Origin of the sequence: Micromonospora pisi, from assembly GCF_003633685.1 — a bacterium.
Lineage (GTDB): Bacteria > Actinomycetota > Actinomycetes > Mycobacteriales > Micromonosporaceae > Micromonospora_G > Micromonospora_G pisi.
The window spans coordinates 1,810,839-1,836,913 of sequence record NZ_RBKT01000001.1 but is presented as its reverse complement, the minus strand read 5'-3'; the positions used below and the strand labels follow the sequence as shown (position 1 = coordinate 1,836,913).

The following is a 26,075-nucleotide window of genomic DNA, read 5'->3' as shown; positions in this document are numbered from 1 at the left end:
GGGCCGCTGCCGATCGTGGCGGGCGGCGTCGCGCTGCGACCACCGATTAGTTGTGCACAATTCAATTGTGCGTTAGCGTCATCCTCGTGGATGCCACGGACGAGTTGGCCCTGAGCCGCCAGGTCTGCTTCGCGCTCTATGCCACCTCCCGGGCCGTCACCGACCTCTACCGGCCGATCCTGGACGAGTTCGGGCTCACCTACCCGCAGTACCTCGCCCTGCTCGTGCTCTGGGAACGACCCGACGACCCACTCACGGTCACCCAGCTCGGTGCCGCGCTGCACCTCGACTCCGGCACCCTCTCGCCGCTGCTCAAGCGGCTGGAACGGGCCGGGCTGGTGACCCGGCGGCGAGCCAGTCGGGACGAGCGGCTGGTCGAGATCGAACTGACCGGGGCCGGGCGCGCCCTGCGGCAGCGGGTCGAGCAGGTGCCACGGCGGATCGTCCGGGCCACCGGCCTCACCGAGGGCGACCTGGTCGCGCTCCGCGGCACCCTGAACCAGATCACCCAACTGATCCACGAGCAGAAGGAGCAGTGATCACCATGCAGGTGACCTACACCGCCGAGGCCCAGTCCACCGGCGAGGGCCGGGGCGGCCGGGTGCGTACCAGCGACGGGACGCTCGAGATCGACCTCGCCGTGCCCAAGGAGATGGGCGGCGAAGGTGGCGGCAGCAACCCCGAGCAGCTCTTCGCCGCCGGTTACGCGGCCTGCTTCCATTCCGCCGTCAAGCTGCTCGGGCGGCGCGCCAAGGCCGACGTCACCGGCTCCGCGGTCACCGCCGAGGTCGGCATCGGCCGCGTCGAGTCCGGTGGCTTCGGTCTCGCCGTGACGCTCCTCGTCGACCTGCCCGAGCTCGACCGGGCCACCGCCGAACAACTGGTCGAGCAGGCCCACCAGGTCTGCCCCTACTCCAACGCCACCCGGGGCAACATCGACGTCGCGCTGCGGGTCGGGCAGACCCGGTGAGCCGTACGGGCCATGAGGTCCACCTGGCCAGTCGGCCGCACGGTTGGCCCACACTGGAGAACTTCCACCTGGTCAAGGTGCCCGTCCCCGACCCCGGACCGGGACAGCTCCTGGTCCGCAACGTGCTGATGTCGGTCGACCCGTACATGCGGGGGCGGATGAACGACGCCAAGTCGTACACCCCGCCGTACGCGCTCGGGGAGGCGCTGGACGGCGGTGCGATCGGCGAGGTGGTGGCGAGCGAGACGGACGCGTTCCGCCCCGGCGACCTGGTGCAGCACGGCAAGGGCTGGCGGGAGTACGCGGTCCTCGACGAACGCGGCACGCACCGGATCGACCCGACGGTGGCACCGGTCTCGGCGTACCTCGGCCCGCTCGGCGGGATCGGGCTCACCGCGTACGCCGGACTGCTCGACGTGGCCGCGCTCCAGCCCGGCGACGCCGTCTTCGTGTCGGCCGCCGCCGGCGCGGTGGGGAGCCTCGCCGGCCAGATCGCCAAGCTGAAGGGCGCCTCCCGGGTGGTCGGCAGCGCCGGCTCGGACGAGAAGGTGCGCCGGCTGCTCGAACTCGGCTTCGACGCCGCGTTCAACTACCGCGACCAGCCGGTACGGCGCTCCCTGGCCGAGGCCGCACCGGAGGGCATCGACGTCTACTTCGACAACGTCGGCGGCGATCACCTGGAGGCGGCCCTGTCCGCGCTGCGGCTGCACGGCCGGGTGGCGATCTGCGGCATGATCGCCCAGTACAACGCGACCGAGCCGGTACCCGGACCGCGCAACCTGGCGTTGACCATCTCCAAGCGGCTGACCCTGCGGGGCTTCCTGCTCCACGACCATCTCGGGCTGCGTGAGCAGTTTGTCGGTGAGATGTCCGGATGGCTCCGCGACGGCCGGATCCGTTACCACGAGACCGTGGTCGAGGGGCTGGAGAACGCGCCGTCGGCCTTTCTCGGCCTGCTGCGCGGGGAGAACCTCGGCAAGATGCTCGTCCGGCTCTGACCAGCCGCCCGCCCCGGTCGACCGGCCGGGGCGGGCGGTTAAGCTCGATCCATGACGGTGGCGGTACGGGTGATTCCCTGTCTCGACGTGGACGCCGGCCGGGTGGTCAAGGGGGTCAACTTCCTCGATCTCCGCGATGCGGGCGACCCGGTCGAGCTGGCCGCCGCGTACGACCGGGCCGGTGCGGACGAGCTGACCTTCCTCGACGTCACCGCCTCGGTCGACGACCGGGGCACCATGCTCGACGTGGTCCGCCGGACCGCCGAGTCGGTCTTCATCCCGCTCACCGTCGGCGGCGGCATCCGGCAGGTCGCCGACGTCGACACCCTGCTGCGCGCCGGCGCGGACAAGGTCGGGGTCAACACCGCCGCGATCGCCCGGCCGGAGCTGATCGCCGAGATCGCCGACCGGTTCGGCCGGCAGGTGCTGGTGCTCTCCCTGGACGTGCGCCGGGCCCCGGACGGCACCACCGCCAGCGGGTTCGAGGTGACCACCCACGGCGGACGCCGGGGCACCGGCCTGGACGCGGTCGAATGGGCGCGGCGCGGTGCCGAACTCGGCGCCGGTGAGATCCTGCTCAACTCGATGGACGCCGACGGCACCAAGGCCGGCTTCGACCTGGCGCTGATCGAGGCGGTACGCCAGGTGGTGGAGGTGCCGGTGGTCGCCAGCGGCGGTGCCGGTGCGGTCGGCGACTTCCCACCCGCGGTAGCGGCGGGCGCCGACGCGGTGCTCGCGGCCAGCGTCTTCCACTTCGGCGAGCTGAGCATCGGTGAGGTCAAGGACGCCCTGCGGGACGCCGGGCACCCGGTCCGGCGCTAGCGCGGTCCGCCCTCGGGGGAGCGCCGGGGCCTCGGCGCGGTGGTCCGGGCCGAGAACTCCTGCACCGCCGCCGCGTGCTCCTCCTCGTCCAGCGCCCAGTCGGCCGAGCCGGGGGCGGTCCGTCGGGTCAGCACTCCGTGCACCGTCTCGACGGTGGTCGCCAGACCGCCACGTGGCCGGGTGCGCCACAGCTGCTCACCAGCGGGCGTGACCCGGAACCAGCCGTCCGCGACGTTGATCAGCCCGGCCCCGGCGAGCCGGCGTACGGCCGCCTCGACCTCGTGCCGGCCGGGGATGGCGTGGTTGAGGTGGTCCGCCGTGGAGAGCACGTCGGCCAGGCGTACGCCCTCCGGTCGCCGGGTGGTCGCCGACCGTCGGTGCCGTCCGGCACCTCCGGCGATCACGAGCGACACGAAGATCCAGGCGTCTGCCCAACGCCAACCCTCTTCCCCCATGGGGAAATGATGCCGTGTGATCGCCGTGGAGGGAACCATTGCCGCGACTGTGTTTCCCGCCTCACTACCGCCCGCGACCCCATCGTCTCGAAGTGAACACGGTCTATCCGATGCCGCTTCCGGTGGCAGCCGGTTGACCAGGTGCGGGACCGGTCGGCTCGGTCGGTGCGGTCGGTGCGACCCGGAACATCGGAATGAACAGGTGGGCCAACGGACCGATGGCGAGCGCGTACGCGACGGTGCCGAAGCCGACGGTCCCGCCGAGCAGTAGCCCGACGGTGAGGACGGCCAGCTCGATCACCGTACGGACCAGGCGGATGGAGCGGCCGGGGCGGCGTACGACGTAGCCGGTCATCAGCCCGTCGCGGGGCCCCGGACCGAGCCGGGCGCCCAGGTAGAGACCGGTCGCCACGCCGTTGAGCAGGATGCCGGCGACCAGGAAACCGATCCGGGCGGCGAGCGCGGACGGGGTCGGCAGCAGAGCCTGGGCCCCGTCCACCACCAGCCCGATCACCACCACGTTGCTGACCGTGCCGATGCCGGGTCGTTGCCGCAGCGGAATCCAGAGCAGCAGCACCACGGCACCGACCAGGATGACCACGGTGCCGAAGGAGAGCCCGGTGCGTTCCGCCACCCCCTGGTGGAAGACATCCCACGGGTCGAGGCCGAGTGTTGACTCGATCATCAACGCCATGCTGAAGCCATAGAGCACCAGGCCGGCGTAGAGCTGGACCAGGCGGCGCGTCAGCCGGTCGCGAAGGTTGCCAATCTCGGTCACGAGTGCCACTCTAAGGACCAATTCTGGAGCCATAAGAGAGCCAATCAGGGGTAGGTGGCCATGACGGTCCTGGTACGTGGCACACAATTGGCTCGACTGCTCGGTCAGTGGCATGCGTTGCCGGGCCGTCGGCGCAACCCGGACTACCTCGCCCTCGCCAGCTCCGTACGTGGCCTGCTCGCCGACGGCCGGCTGGCGCTCGGCGTACGACTGCCGGCCGAACGGGAACTGGCCGAGGCGTTGCGGGTCAGCCGGACCACGGTCACCGCGGCGTACCGGGAACTACGCGAGAGCGGCCACCTCAACAGCCGGCGCGGGGCCGGCAGCTGGACCATGCTCCCCGGTGGACACCGGGTCGCCAGCTCCGGTCTCTGGACCCCCCAGGACGACCTGGACATGATCGACCTGGGCTGTGCCGCGCTCTCCGCACCACCGCAACTGGTGCCCGCCGCCCGTGCCGCCGCCGAAGACCTGCCCCGCTATCTCGGCGGGGCCGGCTACCACCCCACCGGCATCGTCGAACTGCGCGAGGCGGTGGCCCGCAACTACACCGAGCGCGGCCTGCCGACCAGCGCCGAACAGATCATGGTGACCAGCGGTACCCAGCACGCACTCGACCTGGTCCTGCGGCTCGCCCTGCCGACCGGCGGGAGCGTACTGGTCGAGTCGCCGACGTACCCGAACGCGCTGGCCGCCCTCGCCGCCCGGCGGGCCCGCATCGCCACCCACGGTCTCGCCCCGGGCGGCTCCGGCTGGGACGCCGAACTGCTGCTCAGCGCGGTACGCCAGAGCCGGCCGAGGCTGGCCTACCTGATCCCGGAGTTCCAGAACCCGACCGGGCACCTGATGTCCGCCGAGCTGCGCGAACGGGTGGTCGCGGCGGCCCACGCCGGCGGCACCGACCTGGTCGTCGACGAGTCCTTCGTCGACCTTCCCCTGGACGGCACACCGGTACCGCCACCCACCGCCGTCTTCGACCGGCACTCCCGGGTGATCTCCATCGGCGGGATGAGCAAGCCGTACTGGGGTGGGCTGCGGATCGGCTGGGTACGCGCCTCGGCACCCCAGGTGCAGCGGCTCGCCGCCGCCCGGGTCGGCGTCGACATGGCCAGCCCGGTGCTGGACCAGTTGGTCGCCGTACGGCTGCTCGCGGAGGCGGAGACGATCGTCGCCGCCCGGCGTACCCAGTTGGCCGCCCAGCGCGACGCCCTGGTTGCCGCCGTACGCGCCTCGCTGCCGGACTGGCAGGTCGTGGTGCCCAACGGCGGGGTCACCCTCTGGGCGGAGCTCGACGGGCCGATCTCCAGCGCACTGTCCCGGGCGGCGGAGGAGGTCGGGGTACGACTGGCGCCCGGTCCCCGGTTCGGGCTGGACGGCACCCTGGAGCGGTTCCTCCGACTGCCGTTCACCCTGCCCGCCGCCGAACTCGTCGAGGCGGTGCACCGCATTGCCACTGTCCGTTACGACCTCGACCGCGCGCCCACCCACCCGCACCGACGCCAACCCGCCGTCATCGCGTAAGGAAGGGCCCCCTGTTATCGCATTCGGTAGAGGAAGGGCCCCTTCCTAACCTCCGGCCGGGCCGGGCCGGGGTGGGCGGGGCGGGGTGGGGTGGGGGCCGAATCAGGGGCTGCTCGCCAGGCGGGTGTGCCACCGTGCCAGGCAGCCCCTGATCGGCCTCGACCGGGGGAGCGGTCGAGTGCGGAGATCAGATTTCGGCGAGGGTGCCCTCGTACATCTTGTCGATCTCGCTGGCGAAGTTCGCCTCCACACCGCGACGCTTGATTTTCAGCGACGGGGTCAGTTCGCCGTCCTCGATCGTCAGGTCGCGGGGAAGGATGGCGACCTTCTTGATGGTCTCCCAGCGGTTCAGCTTGCCGTTCAACTCCGCGACGTAACCGTCGACCATTGCCCGCGCCTCGGGGGAGGCGACGATCTCGGCGTACGGCTTGCCCTCCAGCGGGCCGCCGACCGACCACGCGGCCATTGCGTCCGGGTCCAGGGTGACCAGCATGACGCAGTAGTTGCGGGCCTGCCCGATCACCACGGTCTGTGACGTGTACGGGCAGAGCGCCTTGAACAGCCCCTCGATGTGCGACGGCGCGATGTACTTGCCGCCGGAGGTCTTCACCAGGTCTTTCTTTCGGTCGGTGATCTTCAGGTAGCCCTCTTCGTCGAGGCTCCCGATGTCGCCGGTGCGGAAGAAGCCGTCCTCGGTGAAGGCGGCGGCGGTCTCCTCCGGCAGGTTGTGGTAGCCCCGCATCACCGGCGCGCCGCGCAGCAGCACCTCACCGTCGGTGTCGATCTTGCATTCGAGGTCACCGAGGCGCTGTCCCACCGTACCGATCTTCAGGTGGCCGGGGCGGTTGACGAAGTTGCCGGCGCTGGTCTCGGTCAGGCCGTACCCCTCGGAGACCGGCAGGTTCGCGGCGGCGAAGAACGCGCTGATCTCCGGGCTCAGCGGGGCGGCGCCGGAGACCATCACCCGCATCCGGCCGCCGAGGCGCGCCTGGAGCTTACTGAAGACCAGCTTCTCGGCGAGCCGGTAACGGAACGCGAGGCCGCCCGGCACCGGTGCGCCGGCCTGCTCCAGCGCCACCTTCTCCCTGCCGGTCCGGACCGCCCAGGTGAAGATCTTGGCCTTGGCGCCGCCCGCCGACTGGGCCGTGGTGACCGCCCGGTTGTAGACCTTCTCGAACACCCGGGGCGCCCCGCACATCAGCGTCGGCCGGACCACCCCGAGCAGGTCGACCAGCTTGTCCACCCGACCGTCGACATAGGTCGGCAGCCCGACGTGGATCACCCCGCAGATCAGCGTCTTGCCGAACGAGTGCGACAGGGGCAGCCAGAGATACTGCAGGTCGTCCGGCCTGAGCAGCTCGAACTCGGCCTGACGCACCCCTTCCCAGACCCAGCCGGTGTGCAGCAGCTCGACCCCCTTGGGACGGCCGGTGGTGCCCGAGGTGTAGATCAGGGTCGCCAGGTCGTCCCCGTCGATCCCCGCGACGATCCGCTCGATCAGGTCGGGCTCCTCCTCCAGCAGCTGCGTACCCCGGATCTCCAGGTCGTCGAAGGTGAGCTGGGGTACGGCCGCGGCCGGGTCGGCGGTGCCGTCCATGAGGACCACGTGGGTCAGCGCGGGCAGGTCCGCACCAGCGATCTTGCCCGCCTGGGTGGCGTTCTCCGCGATCAGCACCCGGGAACCGGAGTCGGCCACGATGAAACTCGCATCCTCCGGCTCGGTCGTCGGGTAGACCGTGGTGGTCGCGCCGCCGGCGCACATCACGCCGAGGTCGGCGACGACCCAGTCGAGTCGGGTGTTGGCCAGGATCGCCACCCGGTCCTCGCGGCCGACGCCGAGCGCGTGCAGGCCGGCGGCGACCGCCTTGGCCCGCTGGCCCACCTGGGCCCAGGTCAGCCAGATCGGTCCGGAGTCGTCCGGCGCGGGCGAACCGAACGCTCTCAGGTCCGGAGTGGCCGCGATGCGCTGTAGGAGCATGTCCGGGACGGACCGGTACGGGAGGTCGAAAGCCATGAGGGGGTCAGCCTTCCGAATATGGGTGCGTGACGGGCATCACGTTAAATGTTGGTTACTAGACAGTATTCGTTCGGGTCCGACCTCGGCTACCCCCGGAGTGACCGGGTGGGTCGATGGCCGAACGTCGGGGTCGGCGATGGTCCGGACGGTTCGTGATATGAGGATTTCGATATAGAGGAAGGCTGATGTTTTTCCCTAGGCTGACCTCGATCGGACCAATGCGGGACGGTCAGGGAGGAGTCGGAAGATGACACGTGCGGACTTGCGCCACGCGCGCCGGCTGGCGCTCGGAATCCTCGTCGCCGCGGCCACCGGCGTCGTGGCCACCAGCAGCCCGGCGATGGCCGCACCGGCGACCGGTGAGGTCCGGCTCGCCGGCAGCGCCACCGCGGTCGCGGGGAGCTACATCGTCGTACTCAACGACGGTGCGGTCGGTGCGGCGGCCGGCACGGCCCGAGCCGCGGCCGCGGTGCCGACCAAGGCCAACGAGCTGACCAGCCGGTACGGGGGGAGCGTGGCCCGCGTCTTCGGTGCCGCCCTCAACGGCTTCGAGGCGAAGATGAGCGCGAGGGCGGCCGAGCGGCTCGCCGCCCACCCGGACGTCGCCTATGTCGAGCAGGACCAGGTGGTCTCCATCAACGCCACCCAGACCAACCCGCCCTCCTGGGGCCTCGACCGGATCGACCAGCGCAACCTTCCGCTGAGCCGGTCGTACACCTATCCGAACACCGCCAGCAACGTGCGCGCGTACATCATCGACACCGGCATCCGCTTCTCGCACAACGACTTCGGCGGCCGGGCCACCAGCGGCTACGACGCCGTCGACGGCGGCTCGGCCGACGACTGCAACGGGCACGGTACGCACGTCGCCGGCACCGTCGGCGGCGCCGCGTACGGTGTCGCGAAGGCGGTCCGGCTGATCGGCGTACGGGTGCTGAACTGCTCCGGCAGCGGCACCAACGCGGGCGTCATCGCCGGCGTCAACTGGGTGACCTCGAACGCGGTCAAGCCGGCGGTGGCGAACATGAGCCTCGGCGGCGGCGCGAGCACCGCGCTCGACAACGCGGTGGCCAACTCGATCGCCTCCGGCGTGACGTACGCCCTGGCCGCCGGCAACTCCAGCGCGAACGCCTGCAACTCGTCCCCGGCCCGTACCCCGTCGGCCATCACCGTCGGCGCCACCACCAGCACCGACGCCCGCGCCTCGTACTCGAACTACGGCACCTGCCTGGACCTCTTCGCGCCGGGCTCGGCGATCACCTCGGCCTGGTACACCAGCAACACCGCCTCCAACAGCATCAGCGGTACGTCGATGGCGTCGCCGCACGTGGCCGGCGCGGCGGCCCTGGTGCTCTCGGCCAACCCGTCCTACACCCCGACCCAGGTGCGCAACTACCTCTACAACAACGCGACCCCCAACGTGGTCGGCAGCCCGGGCAGCGGCTCGCCGAACCGGCTGCTGTTCGTGGTGAACTGACCCGCACCATCCACATCTCGCGCCGATGCCCGGCCCGGCCGCCCCACGGGGTGCCGAGCCGGGCATCGGCCCGCTCCGACCGGTCGTCGTTGCGGTCTCCGCCAGCAGCACCGGGACTGGACGACGACCAGGGTCCCGCCCCGCCCCGGTCAGCTGACGTCGGTGCAGACGTTGTGTGTCGTGCCGTGCAGCATGGTGATGGTCTTGTCGAACGTCGGGGTGAACTCGACCATGAACTGTCCGTCGACGATCCACAGACCCCGGGGCAGGGAGCCGGCGTTCTCGCGGAAGCCGAGCAGCACCGGTCCGGTCACGTACCAGGTCATCGAGCCGTCGGTGGCGTATTCGACAAGCGACGTGCCGCTCGCGTCCGCGGTGCTGGTCGCCCCGGTCTCCAGGTTCGTCACCTCGTTGATGAGCGCACCGGTGTAGAGCTCCCGTCGCGGCGACCCGTCCGGATACACCGCCAGTACGAGCTTGCGGACCTCGTCGACCACGGGCTGAACCCGGACCGCGAAGTCACAACGTGCCCCGGCCGGCGTCTCGAAGTCCTCCTGCGGCGCCGGCACCCAACCGCCGTACCCGCCGCCACCCCCTGCGGGTGCGGCGGACGCCGCGCCCGGCGCCGCCACGACGGCCGCCACGAGTACGGCCGCGAGAACCGTTCCGATGCTCGATTTCCAACGCATGACCACTCCGTCTCCGCCCGACGTTCGGGCCGGACCAGGATCACCCGCCGGGCTCACCACACCCTGACCGTCGTGGCGGCCGTGGCGGAGGCCGGTTGCCGCCGTCGACACCCCCGCGCCGGGTGACTCACCATCGGCTGACCGGACGCCGGTCGGTACGCCTGACCGAGGCGCCGGTCAGGCGTACCGGCTGGCGTTCATGGACCAGTCGTAGGTGGCCCGGATCCAGGCCCGGCGCCCCTCCACGGTCCGGGTGACCGCCGGTTCGGCGCCGTCGAGCACGGTCCGCTCCAACGCCAGGTACGCGTCGAGCCCGGCGTTGAACCGGTCGGCGGCCTCGGCGAGCGCGGTCTGCTCGTCCTGCCCGGTCTCCCGGGCGATCACCAGGGTCAGGTTGTGTCCGTCCTGCTCCAGACGGCGTTCCTTGCCGTACGAGAAGACGTCGTTGCACCAGCAGACCAGGTCGGCGGCGAGACGGTCCAGTGCGGACAGTCGCGGATCGGCGAGCGCGGACCAGCTCGGTCGGGCGTCCCGGGCGTGGTCGGTCAGCGTGAAACTGGGATGTACGGCCCCGGTGTGCCGGCGCATCTGGATGTACTCGTCGACCGCCGGAACCCGGTGGTGCTCCCGGTTCGCGGCCTCCCAGAGCAGGGAGAGCAGGTAGTCGCGGACCTGGGCGGCGAAACGTATTAGCAGGTCGGGGTGGTCTCCGTCGCGTAACCGGCGGCACAGGTCGTGCAGCGCGACACCGGTCGGCCCGGCGGCGGCGAGCAACGCCGGTGGCGCGGCGCAGCCGAGCAGGTCGAGTACGTCGAGCAGTCGGCTCACCACCGGGGAGAGCCGGCGCGGGTCGGCGCCGAGCCCGTCGTCGTCGCAGGCGTCGTCGAAGGCGAAGAGCCAGGTCACCAGGTCGGTGAGCAGGTCGAGCCGGTCCGGTCGCGCGTCCGGGCAGGCCCGGCCGGCGAGGTCGCCGGCGTTCGCCCGGTCGAGACGGCGAGCGGCGTCGGCGGTGACGATCAGGCCGAGTTCGGTGGCCCACCGGGCGGACCGTTGGGCCGCTTCCGCGGCGTGTGGGTGGACTCGCGCCGGAAACGGCGGCGCGATGAGTGCCACCACGGCGAAGGACCGCATGTTGCCCCCTGTCGCGCGATGCTCGTCGCGGCAGGCGGCGATCGGGCGTCGAGACGTGCACGGCACGCTGGGCGTCCACAACGGACTGACCAACCGCGTCACCACGGCAGTCGGGCACCAGGGGGTGTGCCGGTGAACGCCTCTCGTCTCCCAACCGGCCGTGGCCCGCCGCATCGGGTCCGCGCCGTTGATGTTGACCGAGAGGTGGACCGGACGCCGAGGGCCGTCGGCCGTACGGTGCCCGGGAGAGGTGCGGATGCAGCCTACGGCCACCGGGCGACACACGGTTACTGCGCCGGGCACAAGATTGGTCGGACTCGGCGGAGTGTCGATCCGCCGCGTTGGACGGCGCCTGTCCGGCGGTGACCGGTCTACCAGGTGGCCCCGACGTGACGGCAGCTTCCGCTCAGACGCCGAGCCGGATCGTACGCAGCCGTTCGGTCAACGTGTTCGACCCGGTCAGCTGAACTCGGGCGACCCGTTGTCGCCCCATCAGGAAGAGCGCCAGCTCCCCCGGGGAGCCGACCAGGCGTACGGGTTCGCCGCCGGCGCCGGTCGACGTCTCGCCGTAGCCGGGTGCCTGAACAAGCAACGCGGCCGGGAAGCGGCGCAGCGCCATCCGGGTCAGCAGCGGCAGTTTCCGCCAGAGGAACGCCTGGTGCCCGGGGGAGAGGTCACGGGGCCGCCAGTCCGGCTGGGCCCGACGGACGTCCTCGTGATGGACGAAGAACTCCATGCCGTTGGCCGCCTCGTCCAGCCACGCGTTGCTCAGCGGGCTCCACCGGGGTGGATGGCGCACCTGGTCAACCAGCTCGGGGTACGGGCGCCGCGCCGCCTGCCGCAGCATCCGCTCGGTGTACCCGGCCAGCGGGCGGACCACCAGCCCGACCGCGGCGTCCGGTCGCCGTTCGCGTACCACCAGGTGGGCGGCGAGCTCACGGGTGCCCCATCCCTCGTTGATGGTCGGCGCCTCCGGGCCGAGCGTGACAAGAAGGTCGGCGAGGGACTGGCGTTCCGATTCGGCGTACCGAGGCATGTTTCCGATCGTAGGCGGGATCACCCCCGACCGGTCGGCGCGGACCGGCCGACGAGGTGAGGATGGAGGTGACCGCCGCCACATTCAGCCCCAGATCGTCCCCGACCACCCAGATCGGTAAGGATGTGATGGACACCGGTCGGTAAGGATGAGGCAGACACCGGTGGCTTACGGCGGGGGAGCGAGTGGCGAGCAAGACAAGTCGGGACGTACTCAGTCGAGGAATGCGGGTGCTCGGCCGGGCGATCCGCGAGGAACCTCGGATCTTTGCCATCTCGGTCAGTGGCAGCGTGCTCTTCGGGCTGGTGACCATCGCCAGCGCGTACGTGGTCGGGGCGATCGTCGGCGATGTGGTGGTCCCCGCGATCACCGACCGGCGGGCCGACGCGGCGCTGGTGGCGCTCGCCGCCGCCGCGCTGGTCGGGGTCAGCCTGCTCAAGGTGCTCGGCGTCTTCGGGCGCCGGATCGCCGCCGGCTACATGCAGTACCGGCTCCAGGCCACCTACCGGCGCCGGGTCACCCGGCGCTACCTCGACCTCCCGCTGGCCTGGCACCACCGGCACGCCACCGGCACCCTGCTCTCCAACGCCAACTCCGACGTCGAGGCGACCTGGTACCCGATCGCGCCGCTGCCCTTCGCGGTCGGCACGCTGGTGATGCTGGTCGCCGCGATCGGTTCGCTCTTCTTCACCGACTGGGTGCTCGCCATGGTCGGCGTGGCGATCTTCCCCGCGCTCTTCGCGCTCAACGTCGTCTACTCCCGCCGGATGGCGCCGCGCCAGGCACGGGCGCAGCAGTTGCGGGCCGAGGTCAGCGCGATCGCGCACGAGAGCTTCGACGGTGCCCTCGTGGTCAAGACCATGGGCCGGGAGGCCCAGGAGACGGCCCGGTTCGGCGACCGGGCCGGTGAACTGCGCGACGCCCTGATCTCGGTCGGCCGGCTGCGCGGCGTCTTCGACCCGATGCTGGACACCCTGCCCAGCCTCGGCACCCTCGCCGTGCTGCTGGTCGGGGCGTTCCGGCTGCGCCAGGGCGCGGTCACCGTGACCGAACTGGTCAGCGTTGCCTTCCTCTTCACCGTGCTGGCCTTCCCGGTACGCGCGATCGGCTGGGTGCTCGCCGAGCTCCCGCGCAGCGTCGCCGGCTGGGACCGGGTACAGCGGGTGCTCACCGCCACCGGCGACATGCCGTACGGGCAGACCGTGCTGGACCGGCGCGGCGACGCCCCGGCCACGCTCGTCTTCGACCGGGTCGAGTTCGGCTACGACCCGCCCGAGCAGGACGATGAGTCGGCCGGCCTCGGCGGCCCGCCCACCGCCACCGACCCGGACGGCGTCGATGTTCCGGCCGACCCGGTCGGGGTGGACCTGCTCGCCGACCCGGACGAGGCGGCGGCCGCCGTCGAGCGTGCCGGCGACACCCGGGCCGGATCGGGACGTGGGCCTGACGGCCGGGTACCGGTGCTGCGCGACGTCTCGTTCACCGTGCCGCCCGGCCGTACCGTCGCCCTGGTCGGACCGACCGGGTCCGGCAAGTCCACCATCGTGTCGCTCGCCGTACGGCTGGTCGACCCGCAGTCCGGCACGATCAGCCTGGACGGCACCGACGTACGGTCGCTGACCGCGGCCTCGCTCACCAGCACCGTGGCCCTGGTGGCACAGGTGCCGTTCGTCTTCGACGACACCGTCCGGGCCAACATCGCCCTGGACCGGCCGGGCATCACCGACGACGACGTCTGGGCGGCGCTGCGGCTGGCCGAGGCGGACGGGTTCGTCGCGGCCCTGCCGGACGGGCTGGACACCGCCGTCGGCGAGCGCGGCACCTCGCTCTCCGGCGGCCAGCGCCAGCGATTGACCCTGGCCCGCGCGCTCGCCGGGCGACCCCGCCTGCTGGTGCTCGACGACGCCACCAGTGCGGTCGACCCGAGGGTCGAGGCCGCCATCCTCGCCGCCCTCAGCCGTGGTGCCGCCACCGGCACCGACGAATCAGCCGCCGGCACCGACGAACCGCCGGCCAGGCCGATGGCCAGCTCGATCCTGGTGGTCGCCTACCGCCGGGCCACCATCGCGCTCGCCGACGAGGTGATCTACGTCGAGCAGGGCCGGGTGGTCGCCCGGGGCACCCACCCCGAACTGCTCGCCACCGTGCCGGGCTACGCCGACCTGGTCACCGCCTACGAGAAGGCGGAAGCCGAACGCGAACGGGAGAAGGCGTACGTGGAAGAGTCGGCCGACGACGACGTCAGCGAGGTGAACGCGTGAGCACCGACGCGGCGACGGTGGCCGGCACCGAACCGACCGAGGGCACCTGGCGCACCCTGCGCCGTGGCCTCGCACTCTCCCCCGAACTGCGTACCGGGCTCGCCGGCACGCTCGCGTTCGCCCTCGTGTCGATGATCGGGCGGGCCGCCGTACCGGTCGCGATCCAACAGGGCATCGACCGCGGCCTGCGCGCGGCCGGCGGCCCGGACCTCGGCGTGGTCGGCCTGGTGGTCGCCCTCACCGCCGCGGTGCTGGTGCTGACCACGGTCTGCGGCTACCTGATGATGCGCCGGCTCTTCACCGTCAGCGAGACCGCGCTCGCCGGGGTACGCACCCGTGCCTTCCGCCACGTGCACGACCTGTCGATGCTGCACCAGCAGTCGGAGCGGCGCGGCTCGCTCGTCTCCCGGGTCACCAGCGACGTCGACCAGATCACCCAGTTCCTCCAGTGGGGCGGGGTGATCCTGCTGATCAGCGTCGGCCAGGTGGCGGTCACCGCGATCGTGATGGCGGTCTACTCCTGGCAGCTCACCCTGGTGGTGTTCGCCGCGTTCATTCCCGCGGTCCTGGTCATCCGGGCCTTCCAGAAGCGGCTCGCCCAGGTCTACGGGGTGGTCCGGCAACGGATGGGCGCCCTGCTCGGGGTGATCGCGGAGAGCGTCGTCGGAGCCCCCGTCATCCGGGCGTACGGCGTCTCGGGTCGGACCGCCGCCCGCCTCGACGAGGCGATCGCCGGCCAGCGTGCGGCCCAGCAGAAGGCGATCCGGACCAGCGTGGTCAGCTTCTCCACCGGCGAGATCTCCGCCGGCCTGGCGCTCGCCGCGGTGGTCGTGCTCGGTGTCCGGCTCGGTGTCGACGGGACGCTCAGCATCGGCCAGCTCACCGCCTTCCTCTTCCTGGTGACCCTCTTCATCCAGCCGGTCCAGATCGCCACCGAGGTCCTCAACGAGGCGCAGAACGCCGTCGCCGGCTGGCGACGGGTGCTCGACGTACTCGACCTGGCCCCGGACGTCGCGGACCCCGGCGAGCAGGGCGTCGACCTGCCGGCCGGGCCGATCGAGGTACGGTTCGCCGAGATCGGTTTCGCCTATCCGGGCGGTCCGCCGGTGCTGACCGACATCGACGTGGAGATCCCGGCCAAGAGCCGGGTGGCGGTCGTCGGCGAAACCGGAAGCGGAAAGACCACCTTCGCGAAGCTGCTCACCCGGCTGATGGACCCGAGCACCGGTACCGTGCTCCTCTCCGGTGTCCCGCTGGAGCGGGTGCGGTTCTCGTCGCTGCGCTCCCGGGTGGTGATGGTCCCGCAGGACGGCTTCCTCTTCGACTCGACGGTGGCGGAGAACGTCCGCTTCGGTCGTCCCGGCTGCTCCGACGAGGAACTGGCGGCGGCCTTCGCCGAACTCGGCCTCGCCGACTGGGTCGACGGGCTGCCGGAAGGGCTGCACACCCGGGTGGGTGAACGCGGCGAGGCGTTGAGCGTCGGCGAGCGCCAACTCGTCGCGCTGGCCCGTGCGTACGTGGCCGACCCGGACCTGCTCGTGCTCGACGAGGCGACCAGCGCGGTCGACCCGGCGACCGAGGTACGGCTCCAGCGCACCCTGGACGCGGTCACCCGGGGGCGGACCACGGTGGCGATCGCGCACCGGCTCTCCACCGCCCAGGCCGCCGACGAGGTGATCGTGGTCGACCGGGGCCGGATCGTGCAGCGCGGCCCCCACGACGACCTGGTCCTCGACCCCACCTCCACCTACGGTCTCCTCTACGCCTCCTGGCTCGAACAAACCCGCTGAGGTGTAAGGAAGGGCCCCTTATTAACGCATAGCGTTAATAAGGGGCCCTTCCTTACACCGGGGGAGTGCTGTGGGGTGGGTCAGCGGGAGTAGAACTCGACCACGAGCTGCTCGTCGCAGATCACCGGGACCTCGCGCCGTACGGGCGCACGGACCAGGGTCGCGGTCAGGTCGGTGCGGCTGACCGAGAGGTACGGGGCGCTCGGCCCGTCGCCGCTGTGCGCGCCCGCCGTGGCGAGTTGGAACGGCGGCTTCTGCCGGCTGCGTTCGCGTACCCGTACGGTCTGGCCGGGGCGCAACCGGTACGAGGGGCGGTCGACCTTGACGCCGTCCACGACGAAGTGTCCGTGCGCCACCAGTTGCCGCGCCTGGTAGATGGTGCGGGCCAGCCCGGCCCGGTGCACCACCGCGTCGAGGCGCCGTTCGAGGAGGCCGACCAGGTTCTCGCCGGTCTTGCCGTCGAGGCGTACGGCGTCGTCGAAGGCGCGTCGCAGTTGGGTCTCGCTGACGTTGTACTGGTGCCGCAGGCGTTGCTTCTCCAGGAGTCGTACCTGGTAGTCCGAGGTCTTGCGGCGTTGCCGGCCGTGTACGCCGGGCGGGTACGGCCGCCGCTCGAAGTACTTCACGCACTTCGGGGTGAGCGGGATGCCGAGGGCACGGGAGATCCGGACCTTGGGTCTTGCCTGGTTCACGTGGACGTCTCCTGCTTCGTAGGTTAGCCTGCCCTAACTTAGTCCACCCTAAGAAACCACTCGGAGGTCCGGTCATGCAACCCACTCCCGCCGAGGTCGCCCGTACGTTGGCCGCCGGCCGGATCGCCGCCAGCGCGTACGTCGCGAACCGCCCCGGCCCGTACCGGACCCGACACGTCAGCGATCCGCTCGGCCGGGTGCTGCTGCTCGTCTCGGTCGTCGACGACCTGGCGTTGGCCCTGCGCCCGGTGCCGGGCACCGACGACACCGCGCTCGTCCTCGATGTACGCGATCTGCCGCCGGCGGCCGGCGCGCCGCCGCTGGGCCGGGCCTGGATCTCGGGGTGGGCCACCGCCCTCGACGGCGCCGAGGCCCGGCAGGCCGCGCTGGACTACGCCGAGGTCGATCCCACCGGTGACCTGCTCGACGTCGGCAGCCGGTTCGTGCTGTACCGGTTCGAGCCGGCCGAGGTCCGGCTGGAGCGGGAGTCCGAGACCATCCACATCGACCCGGCGGAGTACGGCGCGGCGGAACCCGATCCGCTGCACCACCTGGAGCGGGAACTCCTGGCCGACCTGGCCGACCACCACCAGTCGGAAATCACCGACTTCGTGCTGCGGCAACTCGGCGAGCCCGCCGGCCCGCACCGGGAGGGTCCGCCGCCACGGGTGGTCCGCCTGGACCGGTACGGCTTCGTGGTGCTGCTCGGTACGCCCGGTTCGCGCTACCGGGCCCGACTCGCCTTCCCCCGACCGGTGCACGACCACGCCGACCTGGTCCAGTTGCTGCACCCGGTGCTCTGGCCGGCCCGACACGCCCGGCCGGAACGGGGCCGGCTCAACCAGGGCGGACCAACCGTCCCGTGAGCTGCCTGCCGGCCGGTGGCTCGGCGGGTTCAGGCCGTCGGTGGGGTGCCCGTCGACACCTCGGCCGGCGCCCCGGGCACCGGGTGGGCCGCGAAGACGTCGGTCAGGTCGCCGGTGAGGTAGCGCTGCACGGTCGGCGCGATCGCCACCACCGCCACCTCGGCCGGCACACCGGCCAGCGGCTCGATCCGGAGCAGGTAGCGGGCCATCGCGAGCCCGACCAGTTGGGAGGCGACCAGGGAGGTACGCAGGGGCGCCTCCGCCGGGGGCAGGTCCAGCCCGGCCATGGCCCGACGGAGGATCTGGGTGACCACGAACTCGCGCATCAGCCGGGCGGTCCACTCGTTGCTGATGACCGAGCGGAGCAGGGCCACACCGGCCGCGCCGGCGGGGGAGTCCCAGACCCGCAGGAAGGTCCGGACCAGTCGTTCGCCCACCCCGTCCGGCCCGTCGGCGAGGACCTGCGGCAGCAGTTCGTCCGGGTCGAAGGGGACGTTCATCACGGCCATGAAGAGCTTGTTCTTGGCCCCGAAGTAATGGTGGACCAGCGCCGGGTCAACCCCGGCGCCGGCCGCGATCGTCCGGATCGAGGCGCCGTCGAAGCCACGCTCGGCGAACGCCTCCCGGGCGGAGGTGAGGATCGCCTCGCGGGTGTCGGGGTTGCCCGGCCGCCGCCCGGTCCGTCGTGCCATCGCCGTACCTCGTCCTCGTCCCGTGGTGCGCGGTCGTCTCCCGCGTCAGCCGGTGCGCCGACGCAGGGTGGCCGCGGCGAGGACCAGGGCCACCAGCACCGCGCCGACCACCACCGCCAGGTCGCGCCACATGGTGCCGGTCGGCTCGGCGTGGGCACCCACCTGTTGCAGCGCCTCGACCGCGTACGACAGCGGTAGCACGTCGCTGATCGCCTGGAGCCAGCCGGCCATCCGGTCCCGTCCGACGAACAGGCCGCAGAGCAGGAGCTGCGGGATCACCACGACCGGCATGAACTGTACGGCCTGGAACTCGGTCTGCGCGAAGGCGCTGCAGAACAGGCCGAGGGCGACCCCGAGTACGGCGTTGACCACCGCGATCAGGATGACCAGGCCGGCGCTGCCGGTGGTGTGCAGGTCGAACAGCCAGTACGCCACCCCGGTGGCGACGCTCGCCTGCACCGTCGCCGCCAGGCCGAACGCGATGCCGTAGCCGAAGAGCAGGTCGAGTTTGCCCAGTGGGGTGGTGAGCAGCCGTTCCAGCGTGCCGGAGGTGCGTTCGCGCAGCATCGCGATGCTGGTCACCAGGAACATGATGACGAACGGGAAGACGCCGAGCATGATCAGTGCGATCCGGTCGAAGGTGCTCGGCTGGCCGGGCGGCGTGGGCTGGTCGGCGAACATGAAGTAGAGCAGGGTGAGCAGCACCGTCGGCACCACCACCAGCATCGCGACCGTACGCGGGTCGTGGCGGAGCTGGCGCAGGATCCGCCCGGTCGTGGCGGCGAGCAGTCGGACGTTCATCGGGTCACCGTCCCGGTTTCGGTGGCGCCGTCGACCGGTGTCCGGGACGGCGGTGGGGGTGGCGGGGACGTTTCCGTCCGGCTCGCCTCGTTCCTTCTGATCAGCCGGAGGAATGCCTCCTCCAGGTCGTCGGTGCCGGCGCTGGCGCGTACGGCGGCGGGGGTGTCGTCGGCGATCAGTCGGCCCTCGCGGATCAGCAGTAACCGGTCACAGCGTGCCGCCTCGTCCATCACGTGGCTGGAGACCACCAGGGTGGTGCCCGCGGCGGCCATGGCGTGGAACCGGTCCCACAACTCGGCCCGGAGCACCGGGTCCTGCCCGACCGTGGGCTCGTCGAGGATCACCAGTTCGGGTTCGCCGACGATGGCGCAGGCCAGCGACGCCCGGCTGCGCTGTCCACCGGAGAGGGTGCCGACCAGTTGGTTCGCGGCCGCGGTGAGGCCGACGTCGGCGATCGCCCGGTCGGCCTCCCTGCTGCCGCGCCCCTGGAGGGTGGCGAAGTAGCGGGCGTTCTCCCGGACCGTCAGGTCGGTGTAGACGCTCGGCGCCTGGGTCAGGTAGCCGAGCCGGTGGCGCAGCGAGGCGGTGCCGGCCGGCTCGCCCAGCACGGTGACCGTGCCGGAAGTGACGATCTGCACGCCGACGACGGCCCGCAACAGGGTGGTCTTCCCGCTGCCGCTCGGGCCGAGCACGCCGGTGACGCTGCCGCGCGGCAGCGCGCAGTTCAGGCCGTGCAGTACCCGCCGTCCGCCCCGGTCGACGACGAGGTCGCGCAGATCGATCGCGGTGTTCATGGCGCCTCCTCCGATTAATTCAACGCTTGATGAACTCAACGCTAGTTGAAATCCTCGCGCCCGGCAATCGACCCCGAGTCCGGTTCCGGACCCCTTGAGCCGACCCGGGTCCCCTGGAAGCCTGGACCGGTGGACACCCAACTGGACGAGACGACGCTCACCGTCAGCGAGGCCGCCGACCGGGTCGGCCTGACCGCGTACACCCTGCGCTGGTACGAGCAGGAGGGACTGGTCTCGCCGGTCGGCCGGGACTCGGCCGGTCGACGGCGCTACACCACCTCCGACGTCGACTGGCTGATGCTGCTCACCCGGTTGCGCCGCACCGGCATGCCCGTACGTGACATGCGTCGCTACGCCGAACTGGCCCGCCAGGGGGACCACACCCTGGGCGCCCGGCGCCAGCTCTTCGAGGCCCACCGGGAACGGGTGCTGGCCCGGATGGCGGAACTGGAACAGGACCTGGCCGTGCTCGACTTCAAGATCGAGGTGTACGGCCAACTCGAACGGGCCCGGTGAGCACCGGGTGCGTCACGGCCACGGACCGGACCGGGCGGGTACGGGTGGACGACCACCCGCCCCCGTGCGGAACAATCGGTTACTGTGCCCGTACCTGACCTGCCGGTAGGCGCCCCGCCGGCCACCCCACCCGCCACCCCGACCGCCCCGGTTCCGACCGGCCCCGGCTCCCGTTCCGGGCTCGACCCGGCGATCGCCGCGCGCCTGCGCCGGGGCGCCGACGGCCTCGTCACGGCGGTGGTCCGCCAGCACGACTCGGGCGAGGTGCTGATGGTCGCCTGGATGGACGACGAGGCGCTGCACCGCACGCTCACCACCGGCCGGGCCACCTACTGGTCACGCAGCCGCCGCGAATACTGGGTCAAGGGCGCCACCTCCGGGCACCACCAGTACGTCCGCTCCGTCTCGCTCGACTGCGACGGCGACGCCCTGCTGGTCAGCGTGGACCAGGTCGGCCCGGCCTGCCACACCGGCAACCGGAGCTGCTTCGCCGACCACCTTCCGGTCACCGGTCTCCTCGACCACCCGGTCACCGCGCAGGCCGACCCGGCCCACGCCCGGCCCGACACCCCGGCGGTGACCCGATGAGCCAGACGACCGGTGCGGTCAGCCCGGACGAGGCGACCTTCCGCGACCTGGCCGGCGGCCGACGGGTGGTGCCGGTCACCCGGCGACTGCTCGCCGACGGCGAGACCCCGGTCGGCGTCTACCGGAAGCTGGCCGGCGGGCCGGGAACCTTCCTCCTGGAGTCGGCCGAGCAGGGCGCCGGACCGGGCGGCGCCGCCTGGTCCCGCTACTCCTTCATCGGCGTACGCAGCAGCGCCACCCTGGTCGAACGGAACGGCGAGGCACACTGGCTTGGGCAGCCGCCAGCCGGTGTGCCGACCGACGGCGACCCGGTACACGCCCTCCGGGAGACCGTCGCCGCGCTGGCCGGACCCGAACCCGACGCCGGAGCCGACCCCCTGCCGCCGCTGACCGGTGGCATGGTCGGCTACCTGGGGTACGACTTCGTCCGCCGCCTCGAACGCCTGCCGTCGCGGGCCGAGGACGACCTCGGCCTCCCCGAACTGGGCATGATGCTCGCCACCGACCTGGTGGTGCTGGACCACTTCGACGGCTCGGCGATCCTGGTCGCGAACGCGGTGCTGCCGCCGCCGGACGAACCGGACCGGGCCGGGCAGGTGCTCGCCGCGTACCACCAGGCGGTGGGTCGGCTCGACGCGATGACCACCGCGCTCTCCCGCCCGATCCCGCCGATGATCTCGACGGTGGAGAGTCCGCCCTCAGGCGAGGTGCTCTGCCGTACGCCCGACGGCGAGTATCCGTTGGCGGTGGAGGAGGCCAAGGAGGCGATCCGGGCCGGCGAGTGCTTCCAGATCGTGCTGAGCCAGCGGTTCGAACGCGCCACCCGGGCCGACCCGCTCGACGTCTACCGGGTGCTGCGGACCACCAACCCGAGCCCGTACATGTACCTGCTCCGCTTCGACGGGTTCGACATCGTCGGCTCGTCACCCGAGGCGCACCTCAAGGTCACCGCCGCCGAGGGCGGTTCCCGCCGGGCGATGCTGCACCCGATCGCCGGGACCCGACCGCGCGGCGGGACCCCGGAGGAGGACAACCGGCTCGGTGCCGAACTGCTCGCCGACCCGAAGGAGCGGTCCGAACACGTGATGCTGGTCGACCTGGGACGCAACGACCTCGGCCGGGTCTGCCAACCGGGCACGGTCGAGGTGCCCGAGTTCGCCACCATCGAGCGGTACAGCCACGTCATGCACATCGTCTCGACCGTGGTGGGCACGCTGCGGGAGGACCGTACGGCGTTCGACGCGCTGGCCGCGACCTTCCCGGCCGGCACCCTCTCCGGCGCCCCGAAGGTACGGGCGATGGAGATCATCGAGAGTCTGGAGCCGACCCGGCGGGGCCTCTACGGCGGCACCGTCGGCTACTTCGGCTTCGGTGGAGACATGGACATGGCGATCGCCATCCGGACCGCGCTGATCCGGGACGGCCGGGCCTACGTGCAGGCCGGTGCCGGGATCGTCGCGGACTCCGACCCGGCGGCCGAGGACCAGGAGACCCGGAACAAGGCCGCCGCCGTCCTCGCCGCCATCGCCGCCGCCGAGACCCTCCGGCCGGCCCGATGAGCGCCCGGCCGGCTCAGCCGGCTCGACGACAGCTGACGTACGCGGTGCTGCTCTGCCTGGCCGGTGCGGGGCTGGCGCTCTACGCGGCGACCAGGACCTGGTCGGTGGAGATCACCGTCCGGGCGACGCCGCTGCCCCCGAAGACCGCCACGCACACCGGCGGCGACCTGCTGCCCTGGTTGCCGGCGCTGGCGTTGGTCGGCCTGGCCGCGGCCGGTGCCCTGCTGGCCACCCGGGGGACCGGGCGGCGGTTGGTCGGCGGGCTGATGGTGCTGGTCGGGCTCGGTGTCGCGGCCGGTGGCGCGAACGGGCTCGCCGGCCTGGAGGGCGACCAGACGAAGGTGGTCTGGGCGGTGCTCTGCGGGTTGGGCGGGCTGCTGGTCGTCGCCGCCGGACTGGTCACCGCCGCACGCGGCCACACCTGGCCGGCGATGGGCGCCCGGTACGACCGGCCACGTCCCGGCACCCCGGGCCCGGGTCACGCGCCGGCCGGCACCGCCGTGGAGGGTGGCCGGGTGGAGGCCGGCCGGACCGTCGCCGCCTGGGAGGCGCTCGACCGGGGCGAGGACCCGACGGTCAACTGACCGGCGACGCGGCCCGGCTACCGGGCGCGGTCGCGCCGCTGGTCCGGCTGGCCGCATCGGTACGGGACGCGGCGAGCGCGGCCACCATCGCCCGGACCTCGGCGCGCTGGTGCGCGCGGTCCCGGTCGGCGCAGATCGCGGCCCAGGCGTTGCCCCGGGCGGTGCTGGCCCGGGCGTCGCCGACCACGGCCCGCTCCACCGAGTGGACCACGCCGATCGCCGCCGCGGCCACCGCGCGCGGGATGCTGGTCAGGTCGATGGTCGAGCCCGGCCCGGTGCTGTTCATGGTCCACCCCGCACGATGATCGATCCGACGCCGCCGCGGCCACCCCGCGACCAGTCTGCCCGACGTCGATGGTGCCCATGCGGTGTTTCGAACCGGTGACCCGGCGGTCAACTGTGCCGTCGAGGGCGGTACGGAGGACGATTCGGCGGGCTGCGCGGTCCGCCCGACCGTGGTGTGATTACCCGATGACCGTCGATGGTGCCGGTGGCAGTGGGTGATAGTCCGCTCACCAGCGGTCGGCCATTATGCCCGAGCCCATCTGGTGAGGTGCGCCATACCCCCCGGCTCCGGCCCCAGCCCGGCGCCCCCTAGCATCGGCCCATGACGCCCGGAGAGGGGAGTCCGTTGGTGACTGCTGAGCATCCACACGCGGAGGGGGACGGCGCCGCGCCGACCACCCCCGGCAGTGTGCTCGACGAGATCCTGGCCGGAGTGCGCGAGGACGTCGAACGCCGACAGGCCGAGGTCCCGCTGGAGCGGATCCGGGAGCTGGCCGCCGCCATGCCCCCGCCCCGCGACGCGTACGCGGCGCTGCGACGCCCCGGCGTCGGCGTGATCGCCGAGGTCAAGCGCTCGTCGCCGTCCAAGGGTCAGTTGGCCGAGATCGCCGATCCGGCCGAACTGGCCGGTGAGTACGCCGGTGGCGGCGCCCGCTGCATCAGCGTGCTGACCGAGGGGCGCTGGTTCGGCGGATCGCTGGCCGACCTCGCCGCCGTCCGGGCCGCGGTCGACATCCCGGTGCTGCGCAAGGACTTCGTCGTCTCCAGCTACCAGGTGCACGAGGCGCGCGCCCACGGCGCCGACCTGGTGCTGCTGATCGTCGCCGCGCTGGAGCAGAACGCGCTGGTCGGCCTGCTGGAGCGGATCGAGTCGCTCGGCATGACCGCGCTCGTCGAGGTGCACGACGAGGAGGAGGCGGACCGGGCGCTGGAGGCAGGGGCCCAGGTGATCGGCGTGAACGCCCGCAACCTGCGCACCCTGGAGGTCGACCGGTCGGTCTTCGAGCGGATCGCCCCCGGCCTGCCGAACAGCGTCGTCAAGATCGCCGAATCCGGCGTACGGGGACCGCACGACCTGATCAGGTACGCCTCGGCCGGAGCCGACGCGGTGCTGGTCGGCGAGGGACTGGTCACCCAGAAGAGCCCGCGCGAGGCGGTGGCCGAACTGGTCAACGCCGGCAACCACCCGGCCACGCCCCGGCCGGTCCGCTGACCCAGGCCGTACCGACCGGGTTGGTGCGACGGGTCCGCCCGCCGTCCGGCCCGGCCGGTCCGCCCGCCGTACCGGGCGCGGCTGGTCGCTGACGCCCGGTCGATCCGCCCCCGGGTGGTAGCCGCCTCGTGGCGTGTTCCGCCGGTCGGGCCGGCCCGCCAGCGGTGCTTCCCGATGGTGAGTGGGCTCACGGACAAACGCGCAGGACCGTGCACAGCTGAGGCCACTCGGGTAGAAGCTGGCCGCCCGGGGTGCCGCAGCGAGCGGGTACGGCGGTACCGTGTGCAATCGTGACCCTAGCCTCAGTGTCCCCGCTGGCATCCCTGCCCAGTCCGAGCACCGCCGTTTGGGAGGTCGGGCCGATCCCGATCAGGGCGTACGCGCTCTGCATCGTGCTGGGCATCGTCGTGGCCGCGGTGGTGGCCGAGTACCGGCTGCGCGCGCGCGGAGTCGCGCCCTGGGCGATCCTGGACATCGCGGTCTGGGCGGTGCCGTTCGGTATCGTCGGCGCGCGGATCTATCACGTGATCACGTCGCCGCAGGCATACTTCGGCGCCGACGGTGACCCGATCCGGGCGCTCTACATCTGGGAGGGTGGCCTCGGCATCTGGGGCGCGGTCGCCGGTGGCGCGGTCGGGGCCTGGCTCGCCGCCCGCCAGCTCGGCATCCCGCTCACCGTGGCCGCCGACGCGCTCGCCCCGGGTCTGCCACTGGCCCAGGCGGTCGGCCGGTTCGGCAACTGGTTCAACAACGAGCTCTTCGGCGGACGCACCACGCTGCCGTGGGGCCTGGAGATCCACCGGATGGACTCCGGCAACCCGGGTCACGCGCTGCTGGACGAGAACGGCAACCCGATCCTGGAACCCGGGCTCTACCACCCGACCTTCGCCTACGAGGCGCTCTGGAACGTCGGCGTGGCCCTGCTGGTGTTCCTGGTCGACCGCAAGCTCAAGCTCGGCCGGGGACGCGCCTTCGCGCTGTACGTGATGGGTTACACCGTCGGCCGGTTCTGGATCGAGCTGCTCCGTACCGACCAGGCGAACGAGATCCTCGGCGTCCGGCTCAACGTCTGGACCGCCGTGGTCGTCTTCCTGGGTGCGTTGATCTACTTCCTGCGGGTCCGTGGACCGCAGCAGTTCCTGGTGCCGCTGGGCGCCGGGACGGGCACGGTCGCCCCGGGCGACGACGAGATCCTCGACGGCACCGACGGTGAGCCCGCGGCGAAGAGCGACATCTCCCAGGTCGACCTCTCCCGGCGTACCCTCGCCCCCGACACCGGCGGCGTCCCCGAGGGCTACCTGGTGGTCACCGAGGAGCAGTACCAGACGTACCTGCGCACCGGTGAGCTGCCCGAGCCGGCGGCCGGCGCGACCGACGGCGCGGACCACGACCTCGACGACGAGTCGGACGAGCCGGACGCGACCGCCACCGAGCGGCCCGACGGCGACGACGAGCGGGCGACGGGGGACACCGGTCAGGCTCGGGCGGGCGCGGCGCCGCCGGGCAACGCGGACCGCGAGAGCTGAGCGGAGGAACCGCA

25 protein-coding genes and 1 pseudogene are annotated in these 26,075 nt (G+C 72.1%); 15 read left to right on the top strand and 11 right to left on the bottom strand.

Translation table 11 applies throughout. The annotated features are described in order from the left end of the window. Window positions 1–86: 86 nt before the first annotated feature. Genes BDK92_RS07065 through hisF form a run of 4 tightly spaced genes read left to right on the top strand, consistent with a single transcriptional unit; the run spans window position 87 to window position 2,790 of the window. Window positions 87–539, top strand: coding sequence for a MarR family winged helix-turn-helix transcriptional regulator (locus BDK92_RS07065; protein WP_425462214.1), 453 nt, complete (start codon window positions 87–89; stop codon window positions 537–539). Between the two features lie 5 nt (window positions 540–544). Beyond that, on the top strand, window positions 545–970 hold the full coding sequence (locus BDK92_RS07060; RefSeq protein ID WP_121161757.1) for an organic hydroperoxide resistance protein: 426 nt from the start codon (window positions 545–547) through the stop codon (window positions 968–970). Continuing rightward, entirely contained in the window at window positions 967–1,968 is a 1,002-nt protein-coding gene (locus tag BDK92_RS07055) for an NADP-dependent oxidoreductase (RefSeq protein ID WP_121155711.1), read from the top strand. The genes BDK92_RS07060 and BDK92_RS07055 overlap by 4 nt, the downstream gene beginning before the upstream one ends. 51 nt (window positions 1,969–2,019) lie before the next feature. Then, window positions 2,020–2,790, top strand: coding sequence for an imidazole glycerol phosphate synthase subunit HisF (gene hisF, locus BDK92_RS07050; RefSeq protein WP_121155709.1), 771 nt, complete (start codon window positions 2,020–2,022; stop codon window positions 2,788–2,790). Here the strand turns inward: hisF and BDK92_RS07045 are convergent. Together BDK92_RS07045 and yczE are read right to left on the bottom strand one after the other, a co-directional pair. Next, window positions 2,787–3,245: a hypothetical protein gene (locus BDK92_RS07045; RefSeq protein ID WP_121155707.1), complete on the bottom strand. Its 459-nt coding sequence runs from the start codon at window positions 3,243–3,245 to the stop codon at window positions 2,787–2,789. The genes hisF and BDK92_RS07045 overlap by 4 nt on opposite strands. 103 nt (window positions 3,246–3,348) lie before the next feature. Continuing rightward, on the bottom strand, window positions 3,349–4,023 hold the full coding sequence (gene yczE / locus BDK92_RS07040) for a membrane protein YczE (RefSeq protein WP_121155705.1): 675 nt from the start codon (window positions 4,021–4,023) through the stop codon (window positions 3,349–3,351). Between the two features lie 60 nt (window positions 4,024–4,083). On the opposite strand from yczE, the gene yczR reads away from it, so the two are divergent. Next, complete coding sequence (gene yczR / locus BDK92_RS07035; RefSeq protein ID WP_121155703.1) at window positions 4,084–5,544, top strand: MocR-like transcription factor YczR; 1,461 nt, start codon at window positions 4,084–4,086, stop codon at window positions 5,542–5,544. Between the two features lie 187 nt (window positions 5,545–5,731). On the opposite strand, the gene BDK92_RS07030 is transcribed toward yczR, so the two are convergent. Further along, window positions 5,732–7,558: an AMP-dependent synthetase/ligase gene (locus BDK92_RS07030; RefSeq protein ID WP_121155701.1), complete on the bottom strand. Its 1,827-nt coding sequence runs from the start codon at window positions 7,556–7,558 to the stop codon at window positions 5,732–5,734. Between the two features lie 250 nt (window positions 7,559–7,808). On the opposite strand from BDK92_RS07030, the gene BDK92_RS07025 reads away from it, so the two are divergent. Further along, entirely contained in the window at window positions 7,809–9,038 is a 1,230-nt protein-coding gene (locus BDK92_RS07025; protein WP_121155699.1) for a S8 family peptidase, read from the top strand. Window positions 9,039–9,187: 149 nt separating this feature from the next. On the opposite strand, the gene BDK92_RS07020 is transcribed toward BDK92_RS07025, so the two are convergent. The 3 genes from BDK92_RS07020 to BDK92_RS07010 form a co-directional block, all read right to left on the bottom strand. After that, window positions 9,188–9,727, bottom strand: a complete 540-nt coding sequence (locus BDK92_RS07020) for a hypothetical protein (protein WP_121155697.1) — start codon at window positions 9,725–9,727, stop codon at window positions 9,188–9,190. Window positions 9,728–9,904: 177 nt separating this feature from the next. Then, the gene (locus BDK92_RS07015; RefSeq protein ID WP_121155695.1) at window positions 9,905–10,858 is read right to left on the bottom strand and encodes a terpene synthase family protein; all 954 of its coding nucleotides are present in this window, start codon (window positions 10,856–10,858) and stop codon (window positions 9,905–9,907) included. A gap of 406 nt (window positions 10,859–11,264) precedes the next feature. Beyond that, the gene (locus BDK92_RS07010; protein ID WP_121155693.1) at window positions 11,265–11,894 is read right to left on the bottom strand and encodes a TIGR03085 family metal-binding protein; all 630 of its coding nucleotides are present in this window, start codon (window positions 11,892–11,894) and stop codon (window positions 11,265–11,267) included. A gap of 185 nt (window positions 11,895–12,079) precedes the next feature. On the opposite strand from BDK92_RS07010, the gene BDK92_RS07005 reads away from it, so the two are divergent. Both BDK92_RS07005 and BDK92_RS07000 read left to right on the top strand, forming a co-directional pair. Next, window positions 12,080–14,155 (top strand): ABC transporter ATP-binding protein, encoded by a 2,076-nt coding sequence (locus BDK92_RS07005; protein WP_246016875.1) that lies wholly within the window; start codon window positions 12,080–12,082, stop codon window positions 14,153–14,155. After that, window positions 14,152–15,945 (top strand): ABC transporter ATP-binding protein, encoded by a 1,794-nt coding sequence (locus BDK92_RS07000; protein WP_425462213.1) that lies wholly within the window; start codon window positions 14,152–14,154, stop codon window positions 15,943–15,945. The genes BDK92_RS07005 and BDK92_RS07000 overlap by 4 nt, the downstream gene beginning before the upstream one ends. Window positions 15,946–16,025: 80 nt before the next feature. Here the strand turns inward: BDK92_RS07000 and rpsD are convergent, their stop codons facing one another. Next, window positions 16,026–16,637: a 30S ribosomal protein S4 gene (gene rpsD / locus BDK92_RS06995; RefSeq protein ID WP_121155691.1), complete on the bottom strand. Its 612-nt coding sequence runs from the start codon at window positions 16,635–16,637 to the stop codon at window positions 16,026–16,028. 74 nt (window positions 16,638–16,711) lie between these two features. On the opposite strand from rpsD, the gene BDK92_RS06990 reads away from it, so the two are divergent. Next, window positions 16,712–17,503, top strand: a complete 792-nt coding sequence (locus tag BDK92_RS06990; protein WP_121155689.1) for a DUF2470 domain-containing protein — start codon at window positions 16,712–16,714, stop codon at window positions 17,501–17,503. 29 nt (window positions 17,504–17,532) lie between these two features. Here BDK92_RS06990 and BDK92_RS06985 read toward each other — a convergent pair whose 3' ends face one another. From BDK92_RS06985 to BDK92_RS06975, 3 genes and pseudogenes are all read right to left on the bottom strand, one after another. Then, complete coding sequence (locus BDK92_RS06985; protein ID WP_121155687.1) at window positions 17,533–18,195, bottom strand: TetR/AcrR family transcriptional regulator; 663 nt, start codon at window positions 18,193–18,195, stop codon at window positions 17,533–17,535. Window positions 18,196–18,240: 45 nt separating this feature from the next. Beyond that, complete coding sequence (locus tag BDK92_RS06980; protein WP_121155685.1) at window positions 18,241–18,996, bottom strand: ABC transporter permease; 756 nt, start codon at window positions 18,994–18,996, stop codon at window positions 18,241–18,243. An 86-nt stretch (window positions 18,997–19,082) separates the two neighbouring features. Then, window positions 19,083–19,790, bottom strand: a pseudogene (locus tag BDK92_RS06975) (ABC transporter ATP-binding protein); the annotation flags it as partial. A 129-nt stretch (window positions 19,791–19,919) separates the two neighbouring features. On the opposite strand from BDK92_RS06975, the gene BDK92_RS06970 reads away from it, so the two are divergent. From BDK92_RS06970 to BDK92_RS06955, 4 genes are all read left to right on the top strand, one after another. Further along, entirely contained in the window at window positions 19,920–20,306 is a 387-nt protein-coding gene (locus tag BDK92_RS06970) for a MerR family transcriptional regulator (RefSeq protein WP_121155681.1), read from the top strand. Between the two features lie 84 nt (window positions 20,307–20,390). After that, complete coding sequence (hisI, locus tag BDK92_RS06965) at window positions 20,391–20,894, top strand: phosphoribosyl-AMP cyclohydrolase (protein WP_121155679.1); 504 nt, start codon at window positions 20,391–20,393, stop codon at window positions 20,892–20,894. Next, window positions 20,891–22,453, top strand: coding sequence for an anthranilate synthase component I (locus tag BDK92_RS06960; RefSeq protein WP_121155677.1), 1,563 nt, complete (start codon window positions 20,891–20,893; stop codon window positions 22,451–22,453). The genes hisI and BDK92_RS06960 overlap by 4 nt, the downstream gene beginning before the upstream one ends. After that, entirely contained in the window at window positions 22,450–23,037 is a 588-nt protein-coding gene (locus tag BDK92_RS06955; RefSeq protein WP_121155675.1) for a Trp biosynthesis-associated membrane protein, read from the top strand. Before BDK92_RS06960 ends, BDK92_RS06955 begins: the two co-directional genes overlap by 4 nt. Here the strand turns inward: BDK92_RS06955 and BDK92_RS06950 are convergent. Next, the gene (locus tag BDK92_RS06950) at window positions 23,030–23,323 is read right to left on the bottom strand and encodes a hypothetical protein (RefSeq protein ID WP_121155673.1); all 294 of its coding nucleotides are present in this window, start codon (window positions 23,321–23,323) and stop codon (window positions 23,030–23,032) included. The two genes, BDK92_RS06955 and BDK92_RS06950, sit on opposite strands and share 8 nt — an antisense overlap. Window positions 23,324–23,731: 408 nt before the next feature. Here BDK92_RS06950 and trpC point away from each other — a divergent pair, with 408 nt between their 5' ends. Next, window positions 23,732–24,535 (top strand): indole-3-glycerol phosphate synthase TrpC, encoded by an 804-nt coding sequence (trpC, locus tag BDK92_RS06945; RefSeq protein ID WP_211349572.1) that lies wholly within the window; start codon window positions 23,732–23,734, stop codon window positions 24,533–24,535. Between the two features lie 290 nt (window positions 24,536–24,825). After that, window positions 24,826–26,061 carry a prolipoprotein diacylglyceryl transferase gene (lgt, locus tag BDK92_RS06940; RefSeq protein ID WP_121155669.1) on the top strand — a complete coding sequence of 412 codons (1,236 nt, stop codon included), beginning with the start codon at window positions 24,826–24,828 and terminating at the stop codon, window positions 26,059–26,061. Window positions 26,062–26,075: the final 14 nt, after the last annotated feature.